Annotated in this window: 26 protein-coding genes; 15 read left to right on the forward strand and 11 right to left on the reverse strand. The window is 60.4% G+C overall.

The window, feature by feature from the left end; all coding sequences use genetic code 11:
• Positions 1–17: 17 nt before the first annotated feature.
• The 5 genes from sucD to mdh all read right to left on the reverse strand — a co-directional run bounded on the left by sucD (position 18) and on the right by mdh (position 4,560).
• Positions 18–905: a succinate--CoA ligase subunit alpha gene (gene sucD, locus LGQ03_RS13685; RefSeq protein ID WP_056032290.1), complete on the reverse strand. Its 888-nt coding sequence runs from the start codon at positions 903–905 to the stop codon at positions 18–20.
• A 55-nt stretch (positions 906–960) separates the two neighbouring features.
• On the reverse strand, positions 961–1,212 hold the full coding sequence (locus LGQ03_RS13690; protein ID WP_090158399.1) for a hypothetical protein: 252 nt from the start codon (positions 1,210–1,212) through the stop codon (positions 961–963).
• Between the two features lie 20 nt (positions 1,213–1,232).
• Positions 1,233–2,180, reverse strand: coding sequence for a hypothetical protein (locus tag LGQ03_RS13695; protein ID WP_226748857.1), 948 nt, complete (start codon positions 2,178–2,180; stop codon positions 1,233–1,235).
• Positions 2,181–2,190: 10 nt separating this feature from the next.
• Positions 2,191–3,384, reverse strand: coding sequence for an ADP-forming succinate--CoA ligase subunit beta (sucC, locus tag LGQ03_RS13700; RefSeq protein WP_226748858.1), 1,194 nt, complete (start codon positions 3,382–3,384; stop codon positions 2,191–2,193).
• Positions 3,385–3,597: 213 nt separating this feature from the next.
• Positions 3,598–4,560 (reverse strand): malate dehydrogenase, encoded by a 963-nt coding sequence (gene mdh, locus LGQ03_RS13705; RefSeq protein ID WP_090158402.1) that lies wholly within the window; start codon positions 4,558–4,560, stop codon positions 3,598–3,600.
• A gap of 136 nt (positions 4,561–4,696) precedes the next feature.
• Here mdh and LGQ03_RS13710 point away from each other — a divergent pair, with 136 nt between their 5' ends.
• Entirely contained in the window at positions 4,697–5,452 is a 756-nt protein-coding gene (locus LGQ03_RS13710; RefSeq protein WP_090158403.1) for a sulfite exporter TauE/SafE family protein, read from the forward strand.
• A gap of 58 nt (positions 5,453–5,510) precedes the next feature.
• Here the strand turns inward: LGQ03_RS13710 and LGQ03_RS13715 are convergent, their stop codons facing one another.
• On the reverse strand, positions 5,511–6,173 hold the full coding sequence (locus LGQ03_RS13715; protein WP_226748859.1) for a PRC-barrel domain-containing protein: 663 nt from the start codon (positions 6,171–6,173) through the stop codon (positions 5,511–5,513).
• Between the two features lie 242 nt (positions 6,174–6,415).
• Between LGQ03_RS13715 and LGQ03_RS13720 the strand changes: the two genes are divergently transcribed.
• The 10 genes from LGQ03_RS13720 (at position 6,416) to LGQ03_RS13765 (ending at position 13,933) form a co-directional block, all read left to right on the forward strand.
• Positions 6,416–7,258, forward strand: coding sequence for an HpcH/HpaI aldolase/citrate lyase family protein (locus LGQ03_RS13720; RefSeq protein ID WP_090158405.1), 843 nt, complete (start codon positions 6,416–6,418; stop codon positions 7,256–7,258).
• Positions 7,255–7,815, forward strand: a complete 561-nt coding sequence (locus LGQ03_RS13725; RefSeq protein ID WP_226748860.1) for an NnrU family protein — start codon at positions 7,255–7,257, stop codon at positions 7,813–7,815. Before LGQ03_RS13720 ends, LGQ03_RS13725 begins: the two co-directional genes overlap by 4 nt.
• Before the next feature lie 3 nt (positions 7,816–7,818).
• Positions 7,819–8,025 carry a DUF1737 domain-containing protein gene (locus LGQ03_RS13730; RefSeq protein WP_090158407.1) on the forward strand — a complete coding sequence of 69 codons (207 nt, stop codon included), beginning with the start codon at positions 7,819–7,821 and terminating at the stop codon, positions 8,023–8,025.
• On the forward strand, positions 8,022–9,047 hold the full coding sequence (locus LGQ03_RS13735) for a MaoC family dehydratase (RefSeq protein WP_226748861.1): 1,026 nt from the start codon (positions 8,022–8,024) through the stop codon (positions 9,045–9,047). Before LGQ03_RS13730 ends, LGQ03_RS13735 begins: the two co-directional genes overlap by 4 nt.
• Positions 9,048–9,292: 245 nt before the next feature.
• Positions 9,293–9,676 carry a succinate dehydrogenase, cytochrome b556 subunit gene (gene sdhC / locus LGQ03_RS13740; RefSeq protein WP_090158409.1) on the forward strand — a complete coding sequence of 128 codons (384 nt, stop codon included), beginning with the start codon at positions 9,293–9,295 and terminating at the stop codon, positions 9,674–9,676.
• A gap of 10 nt (positions 9,677–9,686) precedes the next feature.
• On the forward strand, positions 9,687–10,058 hold the full coding sequence (sdhD, locus tag LGQ03_RS13745) for a succinate dehydrogenase, hydrophobic membrane anchor protein (protein ID WP_226748862.1): 372 nt from the start codon (positions 9,687–9,689) through the stop codon (positions 10,056–10,058).
• A gap of 14 nt (positions 10,059–10,072) precedes the next feature.
• Positions 10,073–11,878 (forward strand): succinate dehydrogenase flavoprotein subunit, encoded by a 1,806-nt coding sequence (gene sdhA / locus LGQ03_RS13750; protein WP_226748863.1) that lies wholly within the window; start codon positions 10,073–10,075, stop codon positions 11,876–11,878.
• Positions 11,878–12,171 (forward strand): hypothetical protein, encoded by a 294-nt coding sequence (locus LGQ03_RS13755; protein WP_090158412.1) that lies wholly within the window; start codon positions 11,878–11,880, stop codon positions 12,169–12,171. The genes sdhA and LGQ03_RS13755 overlap by 1 nt, the downstream gene beginning before the upstream one ends.
• Positions 12,172–12,218: 47 nt before the next feature.
• A complete protein-coding gene (locus LGQ03_RS13760) occupies positions 12,219–12,998 on the forward strand; it encodes a succinate dehydrogenase iron-sulfur subunit (RefSeq protein WP_056032330.1) in 780 nt (259 codons plus the stop codon).
• An 89-nt stretch (positions 12,999–13,087) separates the two neighbouring features.
• The gene (locus LGQ03_RS13765; protein ID WP_226748864.1) at positions 13,088–13,933 is read left to right on the forward strand and encodes an urea carboxylase-associated family protein; all 846 of its coding nucleotides are present in this window, start codon (positions 13,088–13,090) and stop codon (positions 13,931–13,933) included.
• On the opposite strand, the gene deoD is transcribed toward LGQ03_RS13765, so the two are convergent.
• Complete coding sequence (gene deoD / locus LGQ03_RS13770) at positions 13,930–14,634, reverse strand: purine-nucleoside phosphorylase (protein ID WP_090158415.1); 705 nt, start codon at positions 14,632–14,634, stop codon at positions 13,930–13,932. The two genes, LGQ03_RS13765 and deoD, sit on opposite strands and share 4 nt — an antisense overlap.
• A 59-nt stretch (positions 14,635–14,693) precedes the next feature.
• On the opposite strand from deoD, the gene LGQ03_RS13775 reads away from it, so the two are divergent.
• A complete protein-coding gene (locus tag LGQ03_RS13775; protein ID WP_226748865.1) occupies positions 14,694–15,212 on the forward strand; it encodes a DUF4329 domain-containing protein in 519 nt (172 codons plus the stop codon).
• 4 nt (positions 15,213–15,216) lie between these two features.
• Here the strand turns inward: LGQ03_RS13775 and LGQ03_RS13780 are convergent, their stop codons facing one another.
• Together LGQ03_RS13780 and LGQ03_RS13785 are read right to left on the reverse strand one after the other, a co-directional pair.
• Entirely contained in the window at positions 15,217–15,537 is a 321-nt protein-coding gene (locus LGQ03_RS13780) for an H-NS histone family protein (RefSeq protein ID WP_090158417.1), read from the reverse strand.
• 84 nt (positions 15,538–15,621) lie between these two features.
• Entirely contained in the window at positions 15,622–17,589 is a 1,968-nt protein-coding gene (locus LGQ03_RS13785; RefSeq protein WP_226748866.1) for a protein meaA, read from the reverse strand.
• 137 nt (positions 17,590–17,726) lie between these two features.
• Between LGQ03_RS13785 and LGQ03_RS13790 the strand changes: the two genes are divergently transcribed.
• The 3 genes from LGQ03_RS13790 (at position 17,727) to LGQ03_RS13800 (ending at position 22,210) form a co-directional block, all read left to right on the forward strand.
• Positions 17,727–19,109, forward strand: a complete 1,383-nt coding sequence (locus tag LGQ03_RS13790; RefSeq protein ID WP_226748867.1) for a 1-acyl-sn-glycerol-3-phosphate acyltransferase — start codon at positions 17,727–17,729, stop codon at positions 19,107–19,109.
• Between the two features lie 116 nt (positions 19,110–19,225).
• Positions 19,226–20,506, forward strand: coding sequence for a crotonyl-CoA carboxylase/reductase (gene ccrA, locus LGQ03_RS13795; protein ID WP_056033191.1), 1,281 nt, complete (start codon positions 19,226–19,228; stop codon positions 20,504–20,506).
• Between the two features lie 168 nt (positions 20,507–20,674).
• Positions 20,675–22,210, forward strand: coding sequence for an ATP-dependent DNA helicase (locus LGQ03_RS13800; protein ID WP_226748868.1), 1,536 nt, complete (start codon positions 20,675–20,677; stop codon positions 22,208–22,210).
• Here the strand turns inward: LGQ03_RS13800 and LGQ03_RS13805 are convergent.
• A complete protein-coding gene (locus LGQ03_RS13805) occupies positions 22,207–22,959 on the reverse strand; it encodes a TIGR02186 family protein (RefSeq protein ID WP_090158420.1) in 753 nt (250 codons plus the stop codon). The genes LGQ03_RS13800 and LGQ03_RS13805 overlap by 4 nt on opposite strands.
• Positions 22,959–23,876 (reverse strand): sulfite exporter TauE/SafE family protein, encoded by a 918-nt coding sequence (locus LGQ03_RS13810; RefSeq protein WP_090158421.1) that lies wholly within the window; start codon positions 23,874–23,876, stop codon positions 22,959–22,961. The genes LGQ03_RS13805 and LGQ03_RS13810 overlap by 1 nt, the downstream gene beginning before the upstream one ends.
• Positions 23,877–23,905 lie beyond the last annotated feature (29 nt).

Genomic DNA, 23,905 nt, shown 5'->3' on the forward strand with positions numbered 1-23,905 from the left:
GGCCTGCCCGGCTAAATTTAGTTCTTGTCGATTGCGGCCAAGACGGCCTCACCCAGCGTGGCGGGGCTGTCGGCAACCACGATGCCAGCGGATTTCATCGCTTCGATCTTGGATTCCGCATCACCCTTGCCGCCCGCGACGATGGCACCGGCATGGCCCATGCGACGACCCGGAGGTGCGGTGCGCCCGGCGATAAAACCGGCGGTGGGTTTCCAGCGACCGGCCTTGCGCTCGTCTGCAAGGAACTGTGCCGCTTCCTCTTCGGCGGAACCGCCGATTTCACCGATCATGATGATCGAATGGGTTTCGGGGTCCGCCAGGAACATTTCCAGCACGTCGATATGCTCGGTGCCCTTGATGGGGTCACCGCCGATGCCCACTGCTGTGGACTGGCCAAGGCCGCTGTCGGATGTCTGTTTCACTGCTTCGTATGTAAGTGTACCCGAGCGCGACACAACACCGACGGACCCACGTTTGTGGATGTGACCGGGCATGATGCCGATCTTGCAGGCGTCAGGCGTGATCACGCCGGGGCAGTTCGGCCCGATCAGACGGGATTTCGACCCTTCCAGCGCCTTTTTCACACGCATCATGTCCAGCACCGGGATGCCTTCGGTGATGCAGATGATCAGTTCCATTTCGGCGTCGATCGCCTCGAGGATGGAATCGGCCGCAAAGGGCGGCGGGACATAGATCACCGATGCGTTGGCTTCGGTGCGGGCCCGCGCCTCGTGCACGGAATCGAACACGGGCAGGTCCAGATGTGTCTGGCCGCCTTTGCCGGGGGTGACGCCGCCGACCATCTTGGTGCCGTAGGCGATGGCCTGTTCGGTGTGGAACGTCCCCTGAGAGCCGGTCAGGCCCTGGCAGATCACGCGGGTGTTTTCGTCTACGAGAATGGCCATTTTTTACCTCTTTAGCATGACGAAGGCTTCGCCATCTGGTCTGTCGTGTTGAAAGTTAGTTGAACGCCGTCGCGGCCGGGATCTGTCCGTCCGTCATATCGGCTGGGGTTTCGGACGGTGATCGCATTGCGGTCAACGGCGCTGCGATGGTGACTTGCGTCGGCGCGGTCATGTCAGTTGTGGCCGCAAACCCTCCGGTGTCGCCGGATGGTGCGGCCGCCTGCGGCCCGGTCCGAACATCAAGGCCCGCACCGCTGCACGCCGACAAAAGTGCAATCGCACATATCGGGGCAAGGATTTTCGTCATGGTCGTCCTTTCGGGGTAGGTCATGGCGTCACTGTTTCGGGCATGGTCGCGAACAGACTGTCAAGCTGCGGGAACCAGCGATTGCGGACTGCGGCATTGCCGGGACCGGTCTGGGCCAGCAGCGTTTCACGCTGTGCATCGGTCAGGCGCAAGCGCCCACCATCGCCCAGATCGCAGGCAATCAGGCCGCGCCGCAACACGCGCATGATCGCGAACCCCGGACGGCTGTTGCCCAATCCACCGGACACGGCGTTCAGCCTGCGCATCCAGCGGCTGCCACGCGCTGACAAGGTTGCATTGCGTGTCGGGGCTTCTTGGGTGTCGGGCAGGGTGACGCCCAAGGCAGCGCAGAAATCCTGACCCAGGTCACCGCCCCGCAGCCGTGCGCGATCAAACAGGCGTACGGTGACAGCATCAGCACCCACCGCCCGTTCCCAGCGCGTCAGGAACACGGCGTAATCGGGCACCTTTTGCCGTGCCAGATAATCGTCGAACCTCTCTGCGCTGCCGTTTTTCAACTGCTGCGAATAGTTCGACAAAATCCAGCTGTCCTGCGCCCGCAGGTAGACGATGACCCGCACTGTCGTGAACCGTGCCTTGAGCCATTTAGCAAAGGTCTCGATGAACTTTTGCCCTCGCATCGGCCAGCCCAGCATCTCGCAAGAGATCAGCAATTGCTTGTCGGGGTGGTCGGCGATCACCTTGTCCAGATCGGCCTCGAGCTGGTGTGTGACACGCGCATAGTCATCTTGCCCGCGCAAGTTGAACAGGGCACGGATACCCTGATCCTTGATCGCAACGCCGACCTGATGATGGGCCGCAACCAGAAATTCCGCATGGCTGAGTTGGGACGAGAAATTGCGATAGACGACGCCCTGGCGTTCCAATGCCGCGCGATTGCTGCGCAGCATCGACTGGATCGCGGACGATCCAGTCTTGGGGATGCCGATGTGGGCGACAACGTCCATCGTTATTGCCTCAGCCCTTGACCGCTTTGACGATCTTTTGCGCGCCGTCCTTGAGGTCGTCGGCGGCAATCACGTCAAGGCCGGAGTTGTTGATGATCTCCTTGCCCTTTTCGACGTTGGTGCCTTCGAGACGGACGACCAGCGGAACCTTGAGGCCCACTTCCTTGACTGCGGATACAACGCCCTCTGCAATGACATCGCAGCGCATGATGCCGCCAAAGATGTTGACCAGGATGCCTTTGACGTTGGGGTCAGAGGTGATGATCTTGAAGGCCTCGGTGACCTTTTCCTTGGTCGCACCGCCGCCCACGTCGAGAAAGTTCGCAGGCTCTGCGCCATACAGCTTGATGATGTCCATCGTCGCCATCGCAAGGCCGGCGCCGTTGACCATGCAGCCGATCTCACCGTCCAGCGCGATATAGTTCAGGTCGTATTTGCTGGCGGCCAGTTCCTTGGGGTCTTCTTCGGTTTCGTCGCGCAAGGCGGCGATGTCCGCGTGGCGGTATACGGCGTTCCCGTCAAAGCTGACCTTGGCATCCAGCACCTTCAGATCGCCCTTGTCGGTCACGATCAGCGGGTTGATTTCCAGCATTTCCATGTCTTTTTCGACGAATGCCTTGTACAACTGACCCATCAGTTGAACGCACTGCTTGACCTGACCACCGGTCAGTCCCAGCGCGAATGCAACGCGACGGCCGTGGAACGGCTGATAGCCGGTTGCAGGATCGACGGTGAAATTCAGGATCTTGTCGGGGGTGTTCTCGGCCACTTCTTCGATGTCCATGCCACCTTCGGTGGAGCAGACGAACCCGATGCGGCTGGTCTGGCGGTCAACCAGCAGCGCAAGGTAAAGTTCGGTCTCGATGCCAGAGCCGTCCTCGATGTAGATGCGGTTCACGACCTTGCCTGCAGGGCCGGTCTGGTGAGTGACCAGCGTGCGGCCCAGCATTTTCTTGGCCTGTTCGGCGGCTTCTTCGACGGATTTGGCAAGACGCACGCCGCCGGCATCACCGGCATCGGATTCCTTGAATTTACCCTTGCCGCGACCACCTGCGTGGATCTGCGCCTTGACGACCCACAGCGGTCCGTCCAGTTCGCCTGCGGCGGTTTTCGCCTCTTCGGCGCGGGTGACGGCGCGGCCGTCGCTGATCGGGGCACCGTATTGGCGCAGCAGGGCCTTGGCCTGGTATTCGTGGATATTCATGGCGCGTCCTTCGTGTGGATCAGTTTGCAGCGGGATTGCATATTTCGGGGTTGAAAAAAAGAACACTTGCCGGGATGCAGCGGAAAACCGACATTTGTGATCACAGTAATATCGCGTGTGATCACAAGACACATTTTGTTCACGGTGATCCGTCCTGAAACGACAAAGGGCGCCCCACAGGGCGCCCTTTTTCAACTGTGCATTCGTCCGTGATCAGGCGAGCGAAGGATCGATTTCCTTGCACGCGGACACGAGGCCTTTCACCGCGTCGACCGATTTGTCGAACATCGCCTGCTCGTCCTTGTTCATCTTGATTTCCACCACGCGCTCGACGCCGCCGGCACCGATCACGGTCGGCACGCCGACGTAGAACCCGTCGAGGCCGTAAGCACCATCCACATGCGCCGCACAGGGCAGGACGCGCTTTTGGTCCTTGAGGAACGATTCGGCCATTTCGATGGCGGATGTGGCGGGCGCGTAGAACGCGGAACCGGTTTTCAGCAGGCCGACGATTTCTGCGCCGCCGTCACGGGTGCGCTGCACGATGGCGTCCAGCTTGTCCTGGGTGGTCCAGCCCATGTCGACCAGATCGGGCAGGGGAATGCCGGCAACGGTGGAATAGCGGGTCAGCGGCACCATCGTGTCGCCGTGGCCACCCAGCACGAATGCAGTCACATCGCGCATCGAGACCTTGAATTCCTCGGCGAGGAAGTGGCGAAAGCGGGCGCTGTCCAGCACACCGGCCATGCCGCAGACCTTGTTGTGGGGCAGGCCGCTGAATTCTCGCAGTGCCCAGACCATCGCATCCAGCGGGTTGGTGATGCAGATGACGAATGCATCGGGGGCGTGTTCCTTGATGCCTTCGCCGACGGCCTTCATGACCTTGAGGTTGATGCCCAGCAGGTCGTCACGGCTCATGCCCGGCTTGCGCGGCACGCCGGCGGTCACGATGCAGACATCTGCGCCAGCGATATCGGCATAATCATTCGTGCCCTTGAAGGAACCGTCAAATTTGCCCGAGGGACCGGATTCGGCGATATCCAGCGCCTTGCCCTGCGGTGCGCCCTCGGCGATGTCGAACAGGACGACGTCGCCCAGTTCCTTAACCGCTGCGAGGTGGGCGAGTGTGCCGCCGATCTGTCCGGCGCCGATCAGTGCAATCTTGGGTCTGGCCATGGAATGGTTCCTGTCTAGCAAGTTAAACTTGGGCGTTGGGTTAGTCCTTTGATGGTCAGCCTGCAAGTGCGACGGTCATGGTCAATGCGTGCTTTCGTCGCTAACAATTTGAAAATCCCCTATGTGAAAGCGCTTCATGACCCCGCTCGACCCGATGTTTTATGTCGTTGCAGTGCCTGCCGTGCTGTTCGCCGGAATTTCCAAGGCAGGGTTCGGATCGGGTGCCGCCTTTATTTCGGCAGCCGTATTGGCACTGCTGGTCGATCCGGGCGTGGCGCTGGGCGTGATGTTGCCCTTGCTGATGTTGATCGATGCTGCGTCGCTGCGCCCCTACTGGCGCAAGTGGGATGGTCCGTCGGCGTGGGGGCTGATTGTCGGGGCCGTGCCAGGTGTGGCGTTGGGTGCACTGGTCTATTCATTCGTGAACGCGGACAGTTTCCGCATCTTGATCGGGGTAATCTGCCTAGCCTTTGTAGCCTATCAATGGGCCCGTTCTGCTGGGGTGCTGAACTTTCCGAATTTCGCATTTTCGCGGGGGTGGGCCTGGGTGGCGGGATCGGTCGCGGGTTTTACCAGTTTCGTCAGTCACGCAGGCGGGCCGCCGGTGGCGGTGTTCACGCTGGGTATGGGCATGGACAAGACGCGGTATCAGGCGACCAGCGTGATCGTGTTCTGGGCCATCAACCTGATGAAGTTCGTGCCCTATGGATTTCTGGGCATTTTTACCGCGCAAAGCCTGCTGGCCGACCTGATCCTGGCCCCTGTTGCACTGCTTGGGGCGTGGCTGGGTGTGAAGGCGCATTATTTCGTATCCGAAAGACTGTTTTTCGCCTTCACTTATGTCGCGCTGACAGTGACAGGTATCAGACTGATCTGGCTTTCGCTGACCTGACGACACGAAAAAGGCCGCCCCCAAAAGGGAGCGGCCCGTGTTCCGGCAGAAAAAGAGATTACATCTCGGCTTCGTACTCGGGCAGTTCTTCCAGCTGCTCTTCGGTCTGCGGGATCGACGCGCGGATATCGTCGCCATCGGTTTCCTGCATGATGGTCACGTCGGCAAAATCGACCGCGACGGCCTTTTCGCCCAGACCAAGGAAGCCGCCGACTTCGATGATGACCTGCTGGATCATGCCGTCGTCGCTGAGGATCAGGTCACTGATCTCGCCGATTTCCTCGTCGTTGGTGCCAAAGACGGCTGCATCTGTCAGCTGCTCGGCTGTGACGTCCGCGTTCATCAGCTGCGTGTAGCCGTCCAGCGGCGACATGGCTGTCATGTCATCTGCTGTCTCTTCCATGGTCGCATCGACGTTGTCAGCGGTGTCTTCCATGGTCTGTTCGGCTTCATCCATGGTCTCGTCCATGGTTTCGCCTGCGGCATCCATCGTTTCGTCGGCTGCGTCCATGGTTTCTTCCGCGGCGTCCTCAACGGGCTCTGCGGTGTCCATTTCGGTGGTCGAATCGGTGTCCATCATCGTGTCGCCGGACTGCATCTCGTCATTCATGGTGCCTTCGGCGGCCGGTTCCATAGTGTCTGTTTCTGTCTCGTGGCTGGCTGCGAATGCACCGTTGGACACGACCAGAGCGATAGCGGTAGTTGCGAGAAACTTTTTCATTTTCAGTACCTTGCTTTAGTTTAACTTGGCGGTCGGTTGCTCCATCCGCCTCTGGTCACTCAACTGCGCAGGGCCGATTTGGTTGCGTCGATCGGTCACAATATTTTCGCTGCGCGCCGACTTCCGCCGGTTCTGGCCCATGGCATGTGCGGGAACCGGCGCAGTTCCATGGGCCGAAAAACGACTTGAACAATTCGTCTGGATTTGGCCTTGTGCGCGCAACATTGTTACATGGAGGTCGCATGCGCCATCGCCCCACCCGTTCCGCACTTTATATTCCCGGGTCCAAGCCGCGCGCGCTGGACAAGGCGCGTGACCTGACCTGCGACGTGATCCTGTTCGACCTCGAGGATGCAGTCTCACCCGACGCCAAGATCGCCGCGCGCGACACGCTGCGCGCCGCATTGGAACAGGGCGGATACGGCGCACGGATGACACTGGTGCGGATCAATGGCTTTGACACCGAATGGGGGCAGGATGATGCCCGCGCCGCAGCCGCCATGCCCTGCGATGGTGTCCTGATCCCCAAGGTTGACGGCCCTGCCGATCTGGACGCGGTTGCGGATGTCGTGGGTGATGTGCCGCTTTGGGCGATGATGGAAACACCTTTGGGTGTCTTGAATGCGCAAACGATCTGCGCGCATCCCCGGCTGGCCGGGATCGTGATGGGTACCAATGATCTGGCCAAGGATCTGGGCGCGCAAACCCGCGATGGCATGCGCACGGCGCTGCAACATTGCCTGCTGGCTGCGCGTGCCGCGGGCATCACCGCGATTGACGGTGTGTTCAACGCGTTCAAGGATGACGACGGGCTGCAGGCAGAATGCACCGACGGTCGCGCCATGGGGTTCGATGGCAAATCCCTGATCCATCCTGCGCAGCTGGACATCGCCAACCGGATCTTTGGTCCGTCAGAGGCTGATATTGATCTGGCCCGGCGCCAGATCGCTGCATTTGACGCGGCTGCTGCCGCTGGACAGGGCGTCGCCGTCGTTGATGGTCGCATCGTTGAGAACTTGCATATCGTCACCGCGCGGGCGACCTTGGCCAAGGCAGAGGCCATCACCGCATTGGAGACGACATGACATTACTTATTCTGGGCCTGCTGCTGTGGGTTGCGGCGCATACGTGGAAACGGATCAGCCCGGGAACACGGGCAGATATGGGCGACCGTGGGCGTCTGTTTGCGGCCCTGGCGATCATCGCGTCCGTCGTCTTGATGGTGATCGGCTACCGGGCTGCCGACGGCGCGGTCTATTGGGGGCGGGCTGGCTGGTCCACCGGCGTGAACAACCTGCTGATGCTGGTGGCATTCTATATCTATGCAGTCGGCGCGCCCAAACCCGGCAAGCCGCGGGTCTGGCTGGGTCGCAAGATCCGCCATCCGCAGCTGATCGGTTTTTCGATCTGGGCGGTGGCGCATCTGCTGGTGAATGGTGATGTGCCGTCGTTCGTATTGTTCGGCGGGCTGCTGGTCTGGGCGCTGGCCGAAATCGTTCTGATCAACAGGGCCGAACCGGAATGGACCCCGCCACCGCACCGCAGCGCGCGCAAGGAATTCATTCCCATCGTCGCCGCCATCGTCATCTATGCGATCGTTGCGGCAATCCACATCCTGCTTGGCTACAACCCGTTCGGATAAGACATGACAAAACTTTATCGCCTGCTGACCGAAGACGACACATCCGCGTTCTGCCACAAGGTCTCCGATGCCCTGTCCAAGGGATGGGAACTATACGGAACGCCGACCTATGCCTTTGATCATGCCAACGGCGTGATGCGCTGTGGTCAGGCCGTGACCAAGGACATCCCCGCCGATTACGACCCCGACATGAAGCTGGGCCAGCAATGACCAAAACCAACGCCGGGCGGTTTTTCGAGGATTATCGCGTGGGTGACGTCATCACCCATGCGGTTCCGCGCACCATCAAGATGGGTGAACGCGCGTTGTATCACGCGCTTTATCCCGCCCGGCACGCGCTGCATTCGGCCGATACATTTGCGCAATCCTGCGGTCTGCCGTTTAGTCCGCTGGACGATCTGGTTACCTTTCACACCGTCTTTGGCAAGACGGTGCCGGATGTGTCGCTGAATGCGGTTGCCAATCTCGGTTATGCCGAAGGTCGCTGGCTGACACCGCTCTGGCCCGGTGACACGATCACCGCCACGTCAGAGGTCATCGGGATCAAGCAAAACTCCAACGGCAAAAGCGGCGTCGTCTGGGTCCGCACCACGGGGCGCAATCAGTATGGCGAGGACCTACTGTCCTACGTCCGCTGGGTCATGGTGCGCAAACGCGGTGACGGGCCTGCGCCGGAAACCGTGATCCCGAAACTGATGGACGCTGTGGCTGCCGATGAACTGGTGATCCCGGCCGGACTGGATTTCAGCGCCTATGACTTTGATCTGGCAGGTGAGCCGCATCGCCTGCGCGATTATGCGATAGGCGAGGTGATCGACCACGTCGATGGTGTCACCATCGAAGAGGCAGAACACATGCTGGCTTCGCGCCTGTGGCAGAACACGGCCAAGGTGCATTTCGACGCCACCAACCGCCCGGATGGGAAGCGTCTGATCTATGGTGGGCATGTCATCAGCCTGGCCCGTGCGCTGTCGTTCAATGGATTGGCCAACGCGCAGATGATCGTCGCGCTGAACGGTGGTGCCCATGCGAACCCTTGCTTTGCCGGCGATACCGTTCGTGCGTGGTCCGAGGTGCTGGACGTTGCCGACACTGCGGCCCCGGGTGTCGGGGCCATCCGCCTGCGTCTGGTCGCCACCAAAGGTGCGGCAGATGCGTTGCGCGATCCCGAGGGCAAATACCTGACCGATGTCTTGCTGGATCTGGATTACTGGGCGCTGATGCCAGTCTGACTGACCGGGATCACGGGCGACTCGGTCGTCCGAAATTGCCCCGTTTCCGCAAGGTCACACCAACGCGGGATATGATGTGATCACGCTTTTAAATTTTGTGATCACGAAACGTGGCATTTCGCCTGACGCGTCAATTTCACGCGTGATTCCGGGGATGATTCCCGTGACTTCCTGTATGGAATGGTGCACATAACGGACAAATGCGCCGCTCGCCCCGGCGCCCAAGGGAACCGAAGGGAAATCTTATGGCCGATGCCAAGCAGGGCAACCGCCCGCTTTCACCGCATTTGACGATCTATCGTCCGCAGTGGACGTCGATGACGTCGATCTTTACCCGTATCACAGGCAACGCATTGCTTGTCGCCAGCCTGATGATCGTCTGGTGGTTCATTGCAGCCGCGTCCGGCCCGGATGCATTCGCGACGGCCGACGGTTTCATGACCAGCTGGTTCGGCGATCTGGTCATGTTCCTGTCGATGGCGGCGCTGTGGTATCACACGCTGGCCGGTGTGCGTCACCTGATCTGGGACCAGGGTTATCTGCTGGAGATCGACAAGGCCGAAACCGCCGGTCAGGCCATGGTGCTGATTGCAGTGCTTTTGACCATCTTCACCGTCATCGTGCTGTAAGGGGCGAACAATGGCATATTTGACCGACCGTAAACGCGCCACCGGCATGGGTTCCGCCAAATCCGGCACCCAGCATCACTGGTTCATGACGGTATCGTCCGTCGCGTTGCTCATCCTGATTCCGTGTTTCGTATTCACGTTCGGCGCCATCTACGGCGCACCCTACGCGGATGTCGTCGCCTACTATCAGCGCCCGTTCCCGTCCGTGATCGCGGCACTGACCATCGCGGTCAGTTTCCTTCACTTTCGCGGTGGTGTGCAGACGCTGATCGAAGATTACATCCATGGCGCACTGAAAACACCGCTGATCATTGCGATGATCTGTCTTTGCTATGCTGCTGCTGCCGCCGGTGTTTTCGCCGTCGTCCGCCTTGCACTTTGAACCGGAGCTGACCAATGGCTGCTTACGATTACGAAACCCACAACTTTGATGCCATCGTCATCGGCGCTGGTGGGTCTGGCCTGCGTGCGACGCTGGGGCTGGCTGAACAGGGCCTGAAAACGGCCTGTATTTCCAAGGTGTTTCCGACGCGGTCACACACCGTGGCGGCTCAGGGTGGCATTGCCGCGTCCCTATCCAACATGGGCCCTGACCACTGGCAGTGGCACATGTACGACACCGTCAAGGGATCCGACTGGCTGGGCGATACCGACGCGATGGAATACCTCGCGCGTGAGGCACCCAAGGCTGTTTACGAGCTGGAGCACTACGGCGTGCCGTTTTCGCGCACCGAAAAGGGGGAAATCTACCAACGCCCCTTTGGCGGTCACACGACTGAATTTGGTGAAGGCCCGCCCGTGCAACGCACCTGTGCTGCTGCCGACCGCACCGGCCACGCGATCCTGCACACTCTTTATGGTCAATCGCTCAAGCAAAAGGCCGAGTTCTATATCGAGTATTTCGCGACCGATCTGATCATGTCTGAAGATGGTGTGTGTCAGGGCGTGGTTGCGTGGAAACTTGACGACGGCACGATGCATGTCTTCAACGCCAAAACCACGGTTCTGGCGACGGGTGGTTACGGCCGTGCCTATTTCAGCGCGACATCAGCCCATACCTGCACCGGTGACGGTGGCGGCATGGTTGCCCGTCAAGGTCTGCCGCTGCAGGACATGGAATTCGTGCAGTTTCACCCCACGGGTATTTACGGCGCGGGCTGTCTGATCACCGAAGGCGCGCGTGGCGAGGGCGGTTACCTGACCAACTCCGAAGGTGAGCGTTTCATGGAACGCTATGCGCCGACCTACAAGGACCTTGCGTCCCGTGACGTGGTCAGCCGCTGCATGACGATGGAAATCCGCGAAGGCCGCGGTGTCGGTCCGAAGAAGGACCACATTCACCTGAACCTGAACCACCTGCCGCCCGAAACGCTGGATCTGCGCCTGCCGGGCATCACAGAATCGGCGCGCATCTTTGCCGGCGTCGACCTGACCAAGGAACCGATCCCGGTGCAGCCGACCGTGCACTACAACATGGGCGGTATCCCCACGAACTATTGGGGCGAGGTGCTGCACCCGACCGAGGACAACCCCGATGCCATCGTTCCCGGCCTGATGGCTGTGGGCGAGGCGGGCTGTGCGTCGGTCCACGGTGCGAACCGCCTTGGGTCCAACAGCCTGATCGACCTCGTGGTGTTTGGCCGGGCCGCCGCCATCCGCGCGGGCAAGGTTGTCGATCCCAACACGCCGAATGCGCCCCTGAACAAGGCATCGGTCGATGCTGCGTTCGATCGTTTCGACGGGCTGCGCCACGCCAGTGGTGGCACCCCCACAGCGGAACTACGTCTGGAAATGCAAAATGCCATGCAGGCCGATGCCGCCGTTTTCCGCACGGACAAGACATTGGCCGAAGGCGTGGAAACCATGACCGGCATTGCCGCGAAACTGGACGATTTGCACGTCACGGACCGCAGCATGGTCTGGAACAGCGACCTGATGGAAACGCTGGAACTGACCAACCTGATGCCGAACGCGCTGGCGACCATCGTTTCCGCCGAGGCCCGCAAGGAAAGCCGCGGCGCACATGCGCACGAGGATTATCCCGAGCGTGACGATACGAACTGGCGCAAGCACTCGCTGGCAAAGGTTACGGGCAATAAGACTGACCTGTATTACCGTCCGGTCCACCTTGATCCGCTGACGACGCAGGACGAAGGCGGGATCGACATGGCCAAGATCGCGCCGAAAAAGCGCGTCTACTGATGGTGCTGCGCGGGATCAGCCTGATCGCACTGTCGGTGCTGGTGGCTTGCGGGCCACCGGCACCGCTGACGATCCAGCAGATCGAGGCGCGCTGTGCCGATCAGGCGGCCTCGGCCGCGGGGCCAACGGGACAGGTCGCGATCGGCGTGTCCAGTTCGCGCGGCGTACAGACAGGTATCGCCATTGGCGTGACGGATGATTTCCTGCGCGGCCGTGATCCTGCGACGGTCTATGCCGAATGTTACACACGGCTCAGCGGTGCTGCACCGCTGACGCCCTATTCCGCCCGCTGAGGGCACGCTTTGACGGGCGATCCGCCCACCGACGAAAGGTCTGAGACATGGTCGAACTGACGCTTCCCAAGAACAGCCGCATGGTGACGGGCAAGACATGGCCCAAGCCCGAGGGTGCCACCAATACCAAAAAGGTGCAGGTCTATCGCTGGAATCCCGACGATGGCAAAAACCCGCGTCTGGATACCTACTACGTCGATCTGGACAACTGTGGCCCGATGGTCCTGGATGCCCTGATCAAGATCAAGACGGACATCGACCCCACGCTGACCTTTCGCCGGTCCTGCCGCGAGGGGATCTGCGGGTCCTGTGCGATGAACATCGACGGCGTGAACACACTGGCCTGTATTTCGGGCCTCGACGAGGCGAAGGGCGACATCAAGATCTATCCGCTGCCCCACATGCCCGTGGTCAAGGACCTGATTCCGGACCTCACGCATTTCTATGCGCAGCACGCCAGCATCATGCCGTGGCTGGAAACCAAGACGAACGCGCCCGCCAAGGAATGGAAACAGTCCATCGAGGACCGCGAGAAACTGGACGGCCGGTATGAATGTATCATGTGCGCCTGCTGTTCGACGTCCTGCCCCAGCTACTGGTGGAATTCGGATCGCTACCTCGGCCCGGCGGCGCTGCTGGCCGCGCACCGCTGGATCGTTGACAGCCGTGACGAGGCAACAGGCGAGCGTCTGGACGATCTCGAGGATCCGTTCAAACTGTATCGCTGCCACACCATCATGAACTGTGCGAAAACCTGTCCCAAGGGTCTGAACCCCGCCAAGGCGATTGCGGAAATCAAACACATGATGGTCGAGCGGATCGTTTGATTTGCTCTGTATGACATAGGTGCAGAAACGCCGTCCCATCACTGGGACGGCGTTTTCGTTTGGCGCGATGACAACTGAGAGGCGCAAAGATGACTGTGACTGACATGCCGCCAGAGGATGCCGACGCACGCCGTGCGGTGCTGCCGGTGATTTGCTATCCCAATGATGCGTTGCCCGTGCCGCAACCCGCATTGGACCGCGCACATCAGCCGCTGCAGGTCATCGAAACCGTGCGGGTGCCACCGCGCGATGCAGGCTTTGTGCGGGTGCGCGCGGGTCAGGTGCTGCGCATCCTGTGTCCCGATGGTCCGCAGGTCGGCGATCTGAACCTGTTTAACGCGCATGACCTGTCGGAACGTTTCTATTCAGGCAAGACGCGGGCGCTGCACGGGTCGCATGTGACGACCGGGGATCGGCTTTGGTCCTGTTTTCCGTATTTGCGGCCCATGGCCACCGTCGTGGCGGACAGTCTGGGCTGGTACGGGCGCGATGCCTTCGGTGGCGCGGTCCATGATGTGATCGGCACGCGCTGTGATCCTTATACGGCCAATCTGCTGGGCGGGGCGCAGTACCATCATTGCTGCCATTCGAACCTGACCCGCGCGTTGTCGGATGCATCCGGTCTGCCTCTGACCGAGGCCGAACCGCATGTCCATGATGTGCTGAACGTGTTCATGTGCACCGGTTTCACCGCAGACACTGGTCAGTATTTCATGAAGGCAAGCCCGGTCCGCGCGGGCGATTACCTGGACCTGCTGGCCGAGATCGACCTGCTGGCGGTGTTGTCCGCCTGTCCGGGTGGCGATTGCAGCGCGCAGCATTCTTCCGACGTGGCGGTCTGCTATCCGCTTGATATGCAGGTCCTGGACGCAAAAGAGGCGGCCCCTTGGTCGGAGCCGCCGCTGAATTCATACGACCGCAGTCACGGGCGTTAGGCGAAGGCGGCTTCGAGCGCGATTTCAACCATATCGCCGAACGTGCGTTCCCGCTGGTCGCTGGGCAGTGATTCGCCCGTGATGATGTGGTCGGACACGGTCATGACAGCCAGCGCACGGCGCTTGTAGCGGGCTGCCAGAATGTACAGCTCAGCCGCTTCCATTTCGACGGCCAGAACGCCGTGGCGGATCATCTGTTCGGTCAGGTCGTTGCGTTCCGCATAGAACGTGTCGGACGAATAGATGCTGCCGACGTGGGTCGGCGTGTCACGCTTTTGCGACGCGGCATAGGCGGCCTGCAACAGCCCAAAATCGCAGACAGGCGCATAGTCGATTTCGCGAAAGATCGTCGATGATGGCGTGCCGGTCGACGTGGCCGTCATGGCAAGCACGACGTCGCGGACCTTGACGTCGTCCTGCATGCCGCCGCAGCTGCCGATGCGGATGATGGTTTGCGCGCCGTAGTCTTTCATCAGTTCATTGGCGTAGATCGACATGGATGGCATGCCCATGCCGGACCCCATGATCGTCACGCGGTTTCCGTTCCACATCCCGGTAAAGCCCAACATGCCCCGGACCTCGTTGATGCAGACGGCGTCGGTCAGATAGGTTTCTGCCGCCCATTTCGCGCGGTAGGGATCGCCGGGCATCAAGACCGTTTCAGCGATATCGCCAGGCTTGGCGGCAATGTGAGGTGTCATGGGTTCTTCCTTTGCAATTTGACGCTAGTATTGGTCGAAACCGGGGCGAAAGAAAAGCGATGCGGCACATCCTAAAGATCATTTTGATGGGCCTGCCGCTGACCTCGCTCGCAGCCCAGGACCTTGATGAGCTGGCCCTGGCCGAACGCACCCTTGGCGACCTGCAAGCGCTGTCTTTTGCTGAGCGGCGCGAATACTGTGGATTTCTGGGCTACAATGCCGACGGCGATCTGGTTGCCAGCCGACCGGAAAAAGGGACGATTGATAGCTGTTCAGCCCCATTTCCACCTGATCTGGCGGTGACAGCATCCTATCACACGCACGGGGCCTATGATCCGGGCTATTTCAACGAATTGCCCAGTCTGATGGACGTCGATGGGGACGCCGACTTTTATCTGGACGGCTATGTCTCAACCCCCGGCGGGCGACTGTGGTATGTGTCTGGTCGTAACCGCAGCGTGCATCTGATGTGCGGGCTGGGCTGTCTGCCCGTTGCACCCGATTTCCGCAAGGGATCAAGCGGCGAGATCCTCGATGGCTATACCTACGAGGATCTCCAACGCGCGTTGCAACGCTGAAAAATCAGATTTCCAACGTGGACGGATCAGTTCCGGCCGCGATTGCGGTCTTGAACCAGTCTGGCTGACGGCCTTTGCCGGTCCAGGTTTGTGTCGCATCGTTCGGGTTGCGATATTTCGGTGCCGATTTCGTTGCTGCCGCGCGTTTCGCACCCGGCAAATTCGACAGGTCGGCCAGCGTGAAACCGTATTCCGCAGCGGCCTTGGCAGCGGCTTCCTGGGCCATTTTCAACTCGCGGCCTTCGATGGATTTGAGGGCCTTGTCGACATCCTTGCGCAGTTTTTCGAGTTCCTTGCGCGACATTTCGTTCAGGTTAATGGTCATGAAGACACTCCTATGCAAACGTTTGTTTTCCAAACGCGGTATCGCAGAGCATTCGCATTAACGAGGGGACGAAATCAAGTTGTATTATTCGGCAGCGACTGCCGTGGGATTAACCAGCGTGACGATATCGTCCATTATTCGGTTCAATTCGAAATCCTTGGGCGTATAGACTTTTGCGATGCCCATTTCCAATAGCCGCACTGCGTCCTCGTCCGGAATAATGCCCCCGGCGACGACCGGAATGTGGGACAGGCCGTTTTCCCGCATCTTATCCATGAATGTCGCAATCAGTGGGATGTGCGAACCCGAAAGAATTGACAGTCCGATCACATGCGGATCGTCCTGCTTTGCCGCGTCGACCAGTGCGTCGGGGGACAGGCGAATACCTTCGTAGGCGATATCCATTCCACAATCGCGGGCGCGTGCGGCAATCTGTTCAGCCCCGTTGGAATGACCATCCAGACCAGGCTTGCCAATCATGAATTTCAAACGCCGCCCGAGGGTGGATGACACCGCATCGACGCGGGCGCGCAGGTCGTCCAATCCTTCGGTCTGGTTGGAAGGCGCACGCGCGACCCCCGTCGGACCGCGGAACTGGCCGAAAACCTCGCGCAGGATACCTGCCCATTCGCCGGTTGTGACACCAGCTTTTGCAGCTTGGATCGACGGCGGCATCATGTTGCTGCCATCGCGGGCGGCGGCCCGAAGTGCGGCGATAGCTTCTTTCACAGCGGCAGGGTCACGGTCCTGTTTCCAGGCCGCCAGCCGCGTCAGTTGATCCGCCTCTGCCGCGGCATCCGCAACCATGATCGCGTCTTCGCCGGCGGTCAGAGGTGACGGTTCGCCCGCCTGCCATTTGTTCACGCCGACGACTGTGGTGTCACCGCTTTCGATGCCACGAATCCGCGCTGCATTGCTTTCGACCAAACGGTTTTTCATGTAGCCGATCGCCTTGACCGCGCCGCCCATCGCGTCGATCTGCGCAAGCTCTGCCCGTGCGCCCTGCTTGAGGGTTTCGACCTTGCGTTCGATTGCGGGGTTTCCGTCGAACAGATCCTCGTATTCCAAGAGATCGGTTTCATAGGCGAGGATCTGCTGCATCCGCAACGACCACTGCTGGTCCCACGGCCGGGGCAGGCCCAGGGCCTCATTCCAGGCCGGCAATTGGACAGCGCGCGCCCTGGCGTTCTTGGACAATGTCACGGCCAGCATTTCGATCAGAATCCGATAAACGTTGTTTTCGGGCTGCTGTTCGGTCAGGCCAAGTGAGTTTACCTGCACGCCATAACGGAACCTGCGATATTTCGCATCCTCGACCCCATAGCGGTCACGACAGATTTCGTCCCACAGTTCGACAAAGGCGCGCATCTTGCACAACTCTGTCACGAACCGGATTCCAGCATTCACGAAAAACGAGATTCGCCCGACCATTTCCGGAAAGTCTGCTTCGGACACCTTGTCGCGCAAATCGTCCAGCACTGCCGTTGCGGTTGCGAGAGCGAATGACAATTCCTCTTCTGGTGTCGCGCCGGCCTCTTGCAAATGATAGGAACAGATATTCATCGGATTCCATTTCGGCAAATGCGCGCGCGTGTAGGCCGCCACATCGGTAATCATGCGCAGCGACGCCTCTGGTGGACAGATGTAGGTTCCGCGCGACAAGTATTCCTTGATGATGTCGTTCTGCACGGTCCCCTGCAGCGCGCTGATATCGGCGCCCTGTTCTTCGGCGACCGCGATATACAGCGCCAGCAACCAAGGGGCCGTCGCGTTGATCGTCATCGAGGTGTTCATCTGTTCCAGCGGAATAGCGTCGAACAATGCGCGCATGTCGCCCAGATGGCAGACAGGCACGCCGACCTTGCCGACCTCGCCTTGGCTCAATTCATGGTCGCTGTCGTATCCGGTCTGGGTCGGCAGGTCGAATGCGACGGACAGGCCCGTCTGACCCTTTGCCAGGTTGCCGCGATACAGCGCATTTGATGCCTTGGCCGTGGAATGACCCGCATAGGTCCGGAATAGCCAGGGGCGGTCTTTCGTGGTCTCGGTCATCACGGCTCCGATCATCGCGCAACAATGTTTCGTCATGAACTGAATAGAGGACACTTTGCTACAACGTCAAGATGCCGCGTCGCAGCATGTACCGTGTTCCCATTGTCGTGAGCCGGATTCCCTGCCACCAATGGCGCATGACGCAACCGGTGACATTACCATTCTGGGCTTTTGGGCTAATCCTGATTTTTGCCGGGGTCACCTTTGCGTCCCACTTTCTGTTCCCTTCGGTGCGCTGGTTTTTCCGCAAGCGGGCCGAACGCGTCATCGCGCGACTGAACCAGCGGCTTGCCCGTCCGATCGAGCCGTTCAAACTGGCCCGGCGGCACGACATGATCCAGCGTCTGATCTATGATCCAGAAGTGACGGCCGCGATCGTCGAATACGCCCGCGAAGAAAACACGCCCGAAAACGTCGCCTTTGAAAAGGCGCAGAGATACGCGCGCGAAATCGTGCCGGGGTTTTCCGCCACGGCCTATTTCAGCTTCGGGATGCGGATCGCACGCTGGCTGTCGAACTCTCTCTACCGCGTGCGGATCGCGACATTCCCGCGTCAGGAACTTGAAACGCTCGACCCAAACGCGACCATCATCTTTGTCATGAACCATCGGTCGAACATGGATTATGTGCTGGTCACCTATCTGGTCAGCAGGGCCGGTGCATTGTCCTATGCGGTGGGCGAATGGGCGCGTGTCTGGCCGCTGTCGGCCCTGATCCGCGCGCTGGGGGCATATTTCATCCGGCGCAGGTCGCGGGGCAATCTGTATCGCCGGGTGCTGGCGCGCTATGTGCAGATGGCGACGGATAACGGTGTGACACAGGCGATGTTCCCCGAGGGCGGCCTGTCCTTGACAGGCGAGGTGCGGCCAGCAAAGCTGGGCCTGCTGAGCTATATCGTCACCAATTACAAACCCGGTGGGCGGGACGTGATCTTTATCCCGGTCGGCCTGAACTATGACCGCACCATCGAGGATCAGTTTCTGATTCGCGCCCACAAGAGGGGCAATCGCAGGTTTCGTCCGCCTGCATCGACGGTGCTGCGCGGCGTGTCATCGCATCTGTGGGCGCGGCTGACGCGGCGGTTTGATACATTCGGGACAGCATCCGTCGGGTTCGGGCAGCCGTTGGAGCTGTCGTTGTTTCTAAAAGAGGTGACAGGCGATCCGACCGAGGCGGTTGCCAACGAACTGATGGAACGTGTGCGTCAGGTGGTTCCTGTTCTGGCAACGCCGCTGGTCGCGCGCCTTTTGCTGGAAACACCGGGATTGGATCGTGAGGCGCTACTGGGCCGGGCACGGGACTGCCTTGCGGCCTTGGCAGAGCAGGACATGCCGCTGCCCCGCCGGTCTGCTGAGGAACTGGTCGAGGATACGCTGCGTCGACTGGGTAGTCGCGGCCTGTTGCAAGAGATTGGTGGCCGCATCGAGATCACGCCGGCGGGGCAAGAGGTCCTGCCATATTATGCCGCCAGCATCGCACATCACTTTCCGACCGAGGAACCGCAGGAATCCGTCACGTAATTAAATTACAAAAATAGCTATATTGGGGTTGCATAGTTACGCTGCAACCGCATAAACAATTCCTGCGCCGGTACTGCGGTGCAGCGAATTGGTGGATCATCGCGATGGAGACGGACATGGCCCTAGATCGAAGCGCAACCGAAGCGGCGGCGGAAAAGACACTCTACGAGGTCGGCCAGCTGCCGCCTCTCGGCCATGTGCCGGACCAGATGTATGCATGGACGATCCGGCGCGAGCGTCACGGCGAACCCGACAAGGCATTCGAGATCGAAGTCGTCGACGTGCCCAAGCCTGACAGCAACGAAGTGCTGGTCATGGTGATGGCGGCAGGCGTCAACTACAACGGGATCTGGGCCGGCCTCGGCATTCCCCTCAGCCCGTTCGACGTGCACAAGGCGGATTATCACATCGCGGGGTCCGACGCCTCGGGGATCGTCTGGGCCGTGGGCGACAAGGTGAAACGCTGGAAAGTCGGCGACGAGGTCGTGATTCATTGCAATCAGGACGACGGCGACGACGAACATTGCAACGGCGGCGATCCGATGGACAGCCCAAGCCAGCGCATTTGGGGCTACGAGACACCTGACGGCAGCTTTGCCCAGTTCACCTGCGTGCAATCGCAGCAGCTGATGCTGCGCCCCAAGCATCTGACATGGGAAGAGGCCGCCTGCTATACGCTGACGCTGGCCACCGCATACCGAATGCTGTTCGGCCACCACCCGCACGAGTTGAAGCCCGGTCAGAACGTTCTGGTCTGGGGGGCCTCGGGCGGTCTGGGGTCCTATGCGATCCAGTTGATCAATACGGCAGGTGCCAACGCAATCGGCGTGATTTCAGACGAATCCAAACGTGATTTCGTCATGTCGCTGGGTGCAAAGGGCGTGCTGAACCGCAATGATTTCAACTGCTGGGGCCAGATGCCCACGGTCAACACGCCCGAATACAAGGAATGGTTCGCCGAGACGCGCAAGTTCGGCAAGGCGATCTGGGACATCACCGGCAAGGGCGTGAACGTCGACATGGTGTTCGAACACCCCGGCGAGGCGACGTTCCCCGTGTCCACCTTTGTGTGCAAACGTGGCGGCATGGTCGTGATCTGCGCAGGCACCACCGGCTATAACCTGACATTCGATGTGCGCTACATGTGGATGCACCAGAAACGTCTGCAAGGCAGCCACTTTGCCAACCTCAAGCAGGCATCGGCTGCGAACCAGTTGATGATCGAACGCAGGCTGGATCCGTGCATGTCAGAGGTGTTTGGCTGGGACGACATCCCCGCCGCCCACACCAAGATGCGCAAGAACGAACACAAGCCCGGCAACATGGCCGTTCTGGTTCAAAGCCCGCGCGCTGGCCTGCGCACGGTCGAGGATGCACGCGCCGAACAGCGCGGGTAAGGATTGCAGAACGAGGCAAAGGGTCCGCCGGTTTGGCGGGCCCTTTTTCGTCTGCGGTCCTACCGCAGCGGTGCGCGTCTGCGGAACTGAACACGGCACCGCATGAACCCGGCGCGCAGGCCCGGTTAGCGCTGGCAGGGCCGGGCCACCGCAGGTAGTGTCGCGGCCATGAATACCCCCGCGATCACCTTTTCCGATGACCAGTCGCAAGCCTGGGACAATGTTGCCGTTATCCTGCGACAGGCGGGCATCGACCTTGATGGCGACCTGCTGCAACCGCCGCAAACGGACGAATCCGACGTGATGGCCGTGATCGGCAAGGCGGGCAGCGGCAAGACCATGTTGCTGGCGGAACTGTATCGCGCGCTGGAGGGTGCTGGCGTCGATATCGTGTCAGGCGACTACGAGAGCAAAAAGCGTCCCAACCGCCGTACGCTGGCGATCTTGGCACCGACGAACAAGGCCGCCAGCGTCTTGCGCAATCGTGGCGTGCCTGCGACGACGATCCACCGCATCCTGTACACGCCCGTCTATGATCCCGAATACGAACGGGTGGCCGAATGGCTGGCAGGGCAGGGCGAACGACCTGAAATCGAGGGCCTGACCGACCTGTCTCTGGACCGCGCCGCCGCGTCCTATGAACTGCACAAATCCATTCCCGCAGCACTGGCCGCCGCCGGTCTGCGCGGCAGTGATTTCATCACCGGCTGGAAACGCCGCGAGGAACCACTGGATATCGGGTTCGTCGATGAATCCTCGATGCTGGATCAAAAACAATTCGAAGATCTACGCGAGATCTTTCCCACCTTGCTGTTGTTCGGTGATCCGGCCCAGTTGCCGCCGGTCCAGTCCAGCGGTGGCATGGTTTTCGAGACGCTACCAGAGAGCCGGGTGCAGACGCTGAACCGTATCCATCGTCAGGACGCAGACAACCCGATCCTTGATCTGGCGCATGCGCTGGCAGACCCGATGCTGGATTTCTATCATTTCGAGCGGATGATCGCAGAGGCCGCTGCGCGCGACGAACGTGTGGTCATGGCCCAGAGGGTCGAATCCGATCTGATGGCGCGGTCGCCGGTTCTGGTCTGGACGAACAAGACGCGCATTAGGTTGATCCACGCCTTTCGCGCGGCCTTTGATGCACCGCCCGACAGCCTGCTGGAAGGCGAGCCGCTGATCTGCGACGGCATCGAACTACCGATGAAGCACCGCAAGAAACGGCTCGACCTCGAGGCGCGCGGCCTGATCAAGGGCGCACAGGTCATCTACCTCGGGCCGGGCAAGCGGCCCGGTTTCAGCCGTTTGCACCTGATCGGCGCACTGGACCCGCAGATGTCGGCGGCCAGTATCGTCAAGATCGAACACGAGGGCGACGCCGAACCCTTTATCCCCTTTGCCGCGAAGATGGGGGCGACCTTCCTGCACGGGGCCGCTGTCACCATCCACAAGGCCCAAGGGAGTCAGTGGGACACGGTGCAGGTCTTTGCTCCCGATATCGAAATGGCGTCCCGCATGGGCCGGGTCGAGGCTGGCCAGCCGCTGTGGAAACGGCTGGCCTATGTTGCCATCACGCGGGCGGAAACGCAGTTGCGCTGGGTCGTGCGGAACCGTCTGGGCAAACCGGCGGAACCGGTCTTGCGGGTCGATGATCTGAAACCCGGACCTGCGCCTTTGGTCTTGCAGGCCGAAACCGACGACAGCTAGCGGCGCAGTGCTGCAAATCCGGCCGATGCCGCCCAACCCGCAGCCGCCGCCAGGACCAGAGACAGCATCCCGTAGATCAGCGGATCGGAATGCGCGAGGTTGTAGAGCCATCGTTCCAGTCCAACCTTTTGCACGGGAATGACGGTGCTGGCCTCGTCGATAGGGCGACCGTCGCGGGTCAGGAAAATACGCGCCACATAATCGCCTTCGGTCAGATTGGCAGGCAGGGCGAATGACGCCATGAACAGCGTATCCTGTTCCAGATCGACGCCGTTGATCTGGGTCTGATACAGGTTATCAGCCTCGCGGATGCGGATCAGTGCCTCGGTGAATGCGGCGCTGTCCTGCACGGTTGCGCCAACCGACCGGATCGCGCGAGGGATCGTGATCTCTTGGCGCAGGTCTGACGTGTCTCGCAGCACCTCTTGCAAGGGGCCGGATGTCGCCACTGCATAGAATGAGGGGGCATTGTCGACCTCGACCTCGTCGGTGTTGATCCAGATGCCATAGCGGCGGGCCTTGCGATAGACCGACACGCGCTGGTCAGGGCCGGCGACGGTGACGATGACGCCCAGATCACCGTCGTCCGTCGGGGCGGGTGCGTCGCGGCGGACAGCACCAAAGATCAGGATATCATCCCCGTCAAAGGTCGCGGTGATCGAAACGGAATCCTGGCTTAGTCCCAGAACGATGGTTTCTGCACGGGCAGCACCGGTCAAAATAAGCAAGATCAGGATGATGCGGAACATCAGACCCCTCCTGCGCTAACGGAGTAAAGTTCGGCCGGTTGCAGCAGCAAATCCAGCGCCAGTTTCCCGCAGACCAGCAGCACCAGCAACGCCAGCAGGATGCGCAGCTGTTCGGCCTTGAGCCGAAGCCCCAGGATCGCCCCGAATTGCGCACCGATCACGCCGCCGATGATCAAGAGCAGGGCGAGCACGATGTCGACGGTATAGTTTGTCGTGGCGTGCAGCATGGTCGTGTAGGAGGTCACGAAGATGATCTGGAATAGCGATGTGCCGATCACCACCTTGGTCGGCATGCCCAGCAGATAGATCATCGCAGGCACCATCACGAAACCGCCACCCACGCCCATGATCGCGGACAAAATGCCGACGAACACGCCGACCAGCAGCGGCGGCACGACCGAAATATACAACCCCGATACCCGGAATTTGACCTTCAGCGGCAGCTTGTGCACCCAGTTGTGCTGACGACGTGCGCGACGCGGACCCGACGGGTTACGCGCCCGGCGCATGGCGTTCAGACTCTCGATCATCATCAGCGACCCGATGGTGCCCAGAAATACCACGTAGAACAGGTTCACCAACAGATCGACCTGACCTAGTGCGCGCAGGTAGTTGAACACGACCAGGCCCAGCGACGACCCGATCAGGCCGCCGATCAGCAGCACGGTGCCCATGCGGAAATCGACCGTCTTGCGTTTCACATGGGCCAGCAACGCAGAAAAGCTGGAGGCAACGATCTGGTTTGTCGATGTCGCAACCGCGACAGCCGGGGGAATGCCCACAAAAAACAAGAGCGGCGTGATCAGAAACCCACCGCCTACACCGAACATGCCCGATAGCAACCCGACCAGCCCCCCGAGGCCCAGCAACAGGAACGCGTCGACCGACACTTCGGCGATGGGTAGGTATATCTGCATGTCTGTTCCGGACAGTGGCACGAAAACGA

Source organism: Loktanella gaetbuli (genome assembly GCF_020531945.1).
GTDB classification, from domain to species: Bacteria; Pseudomonadota; Alphaproteobacteria; order Rhodobacterales; family Rhodobacteraceae; genus Loktanella; species Loktanella gaetbuli.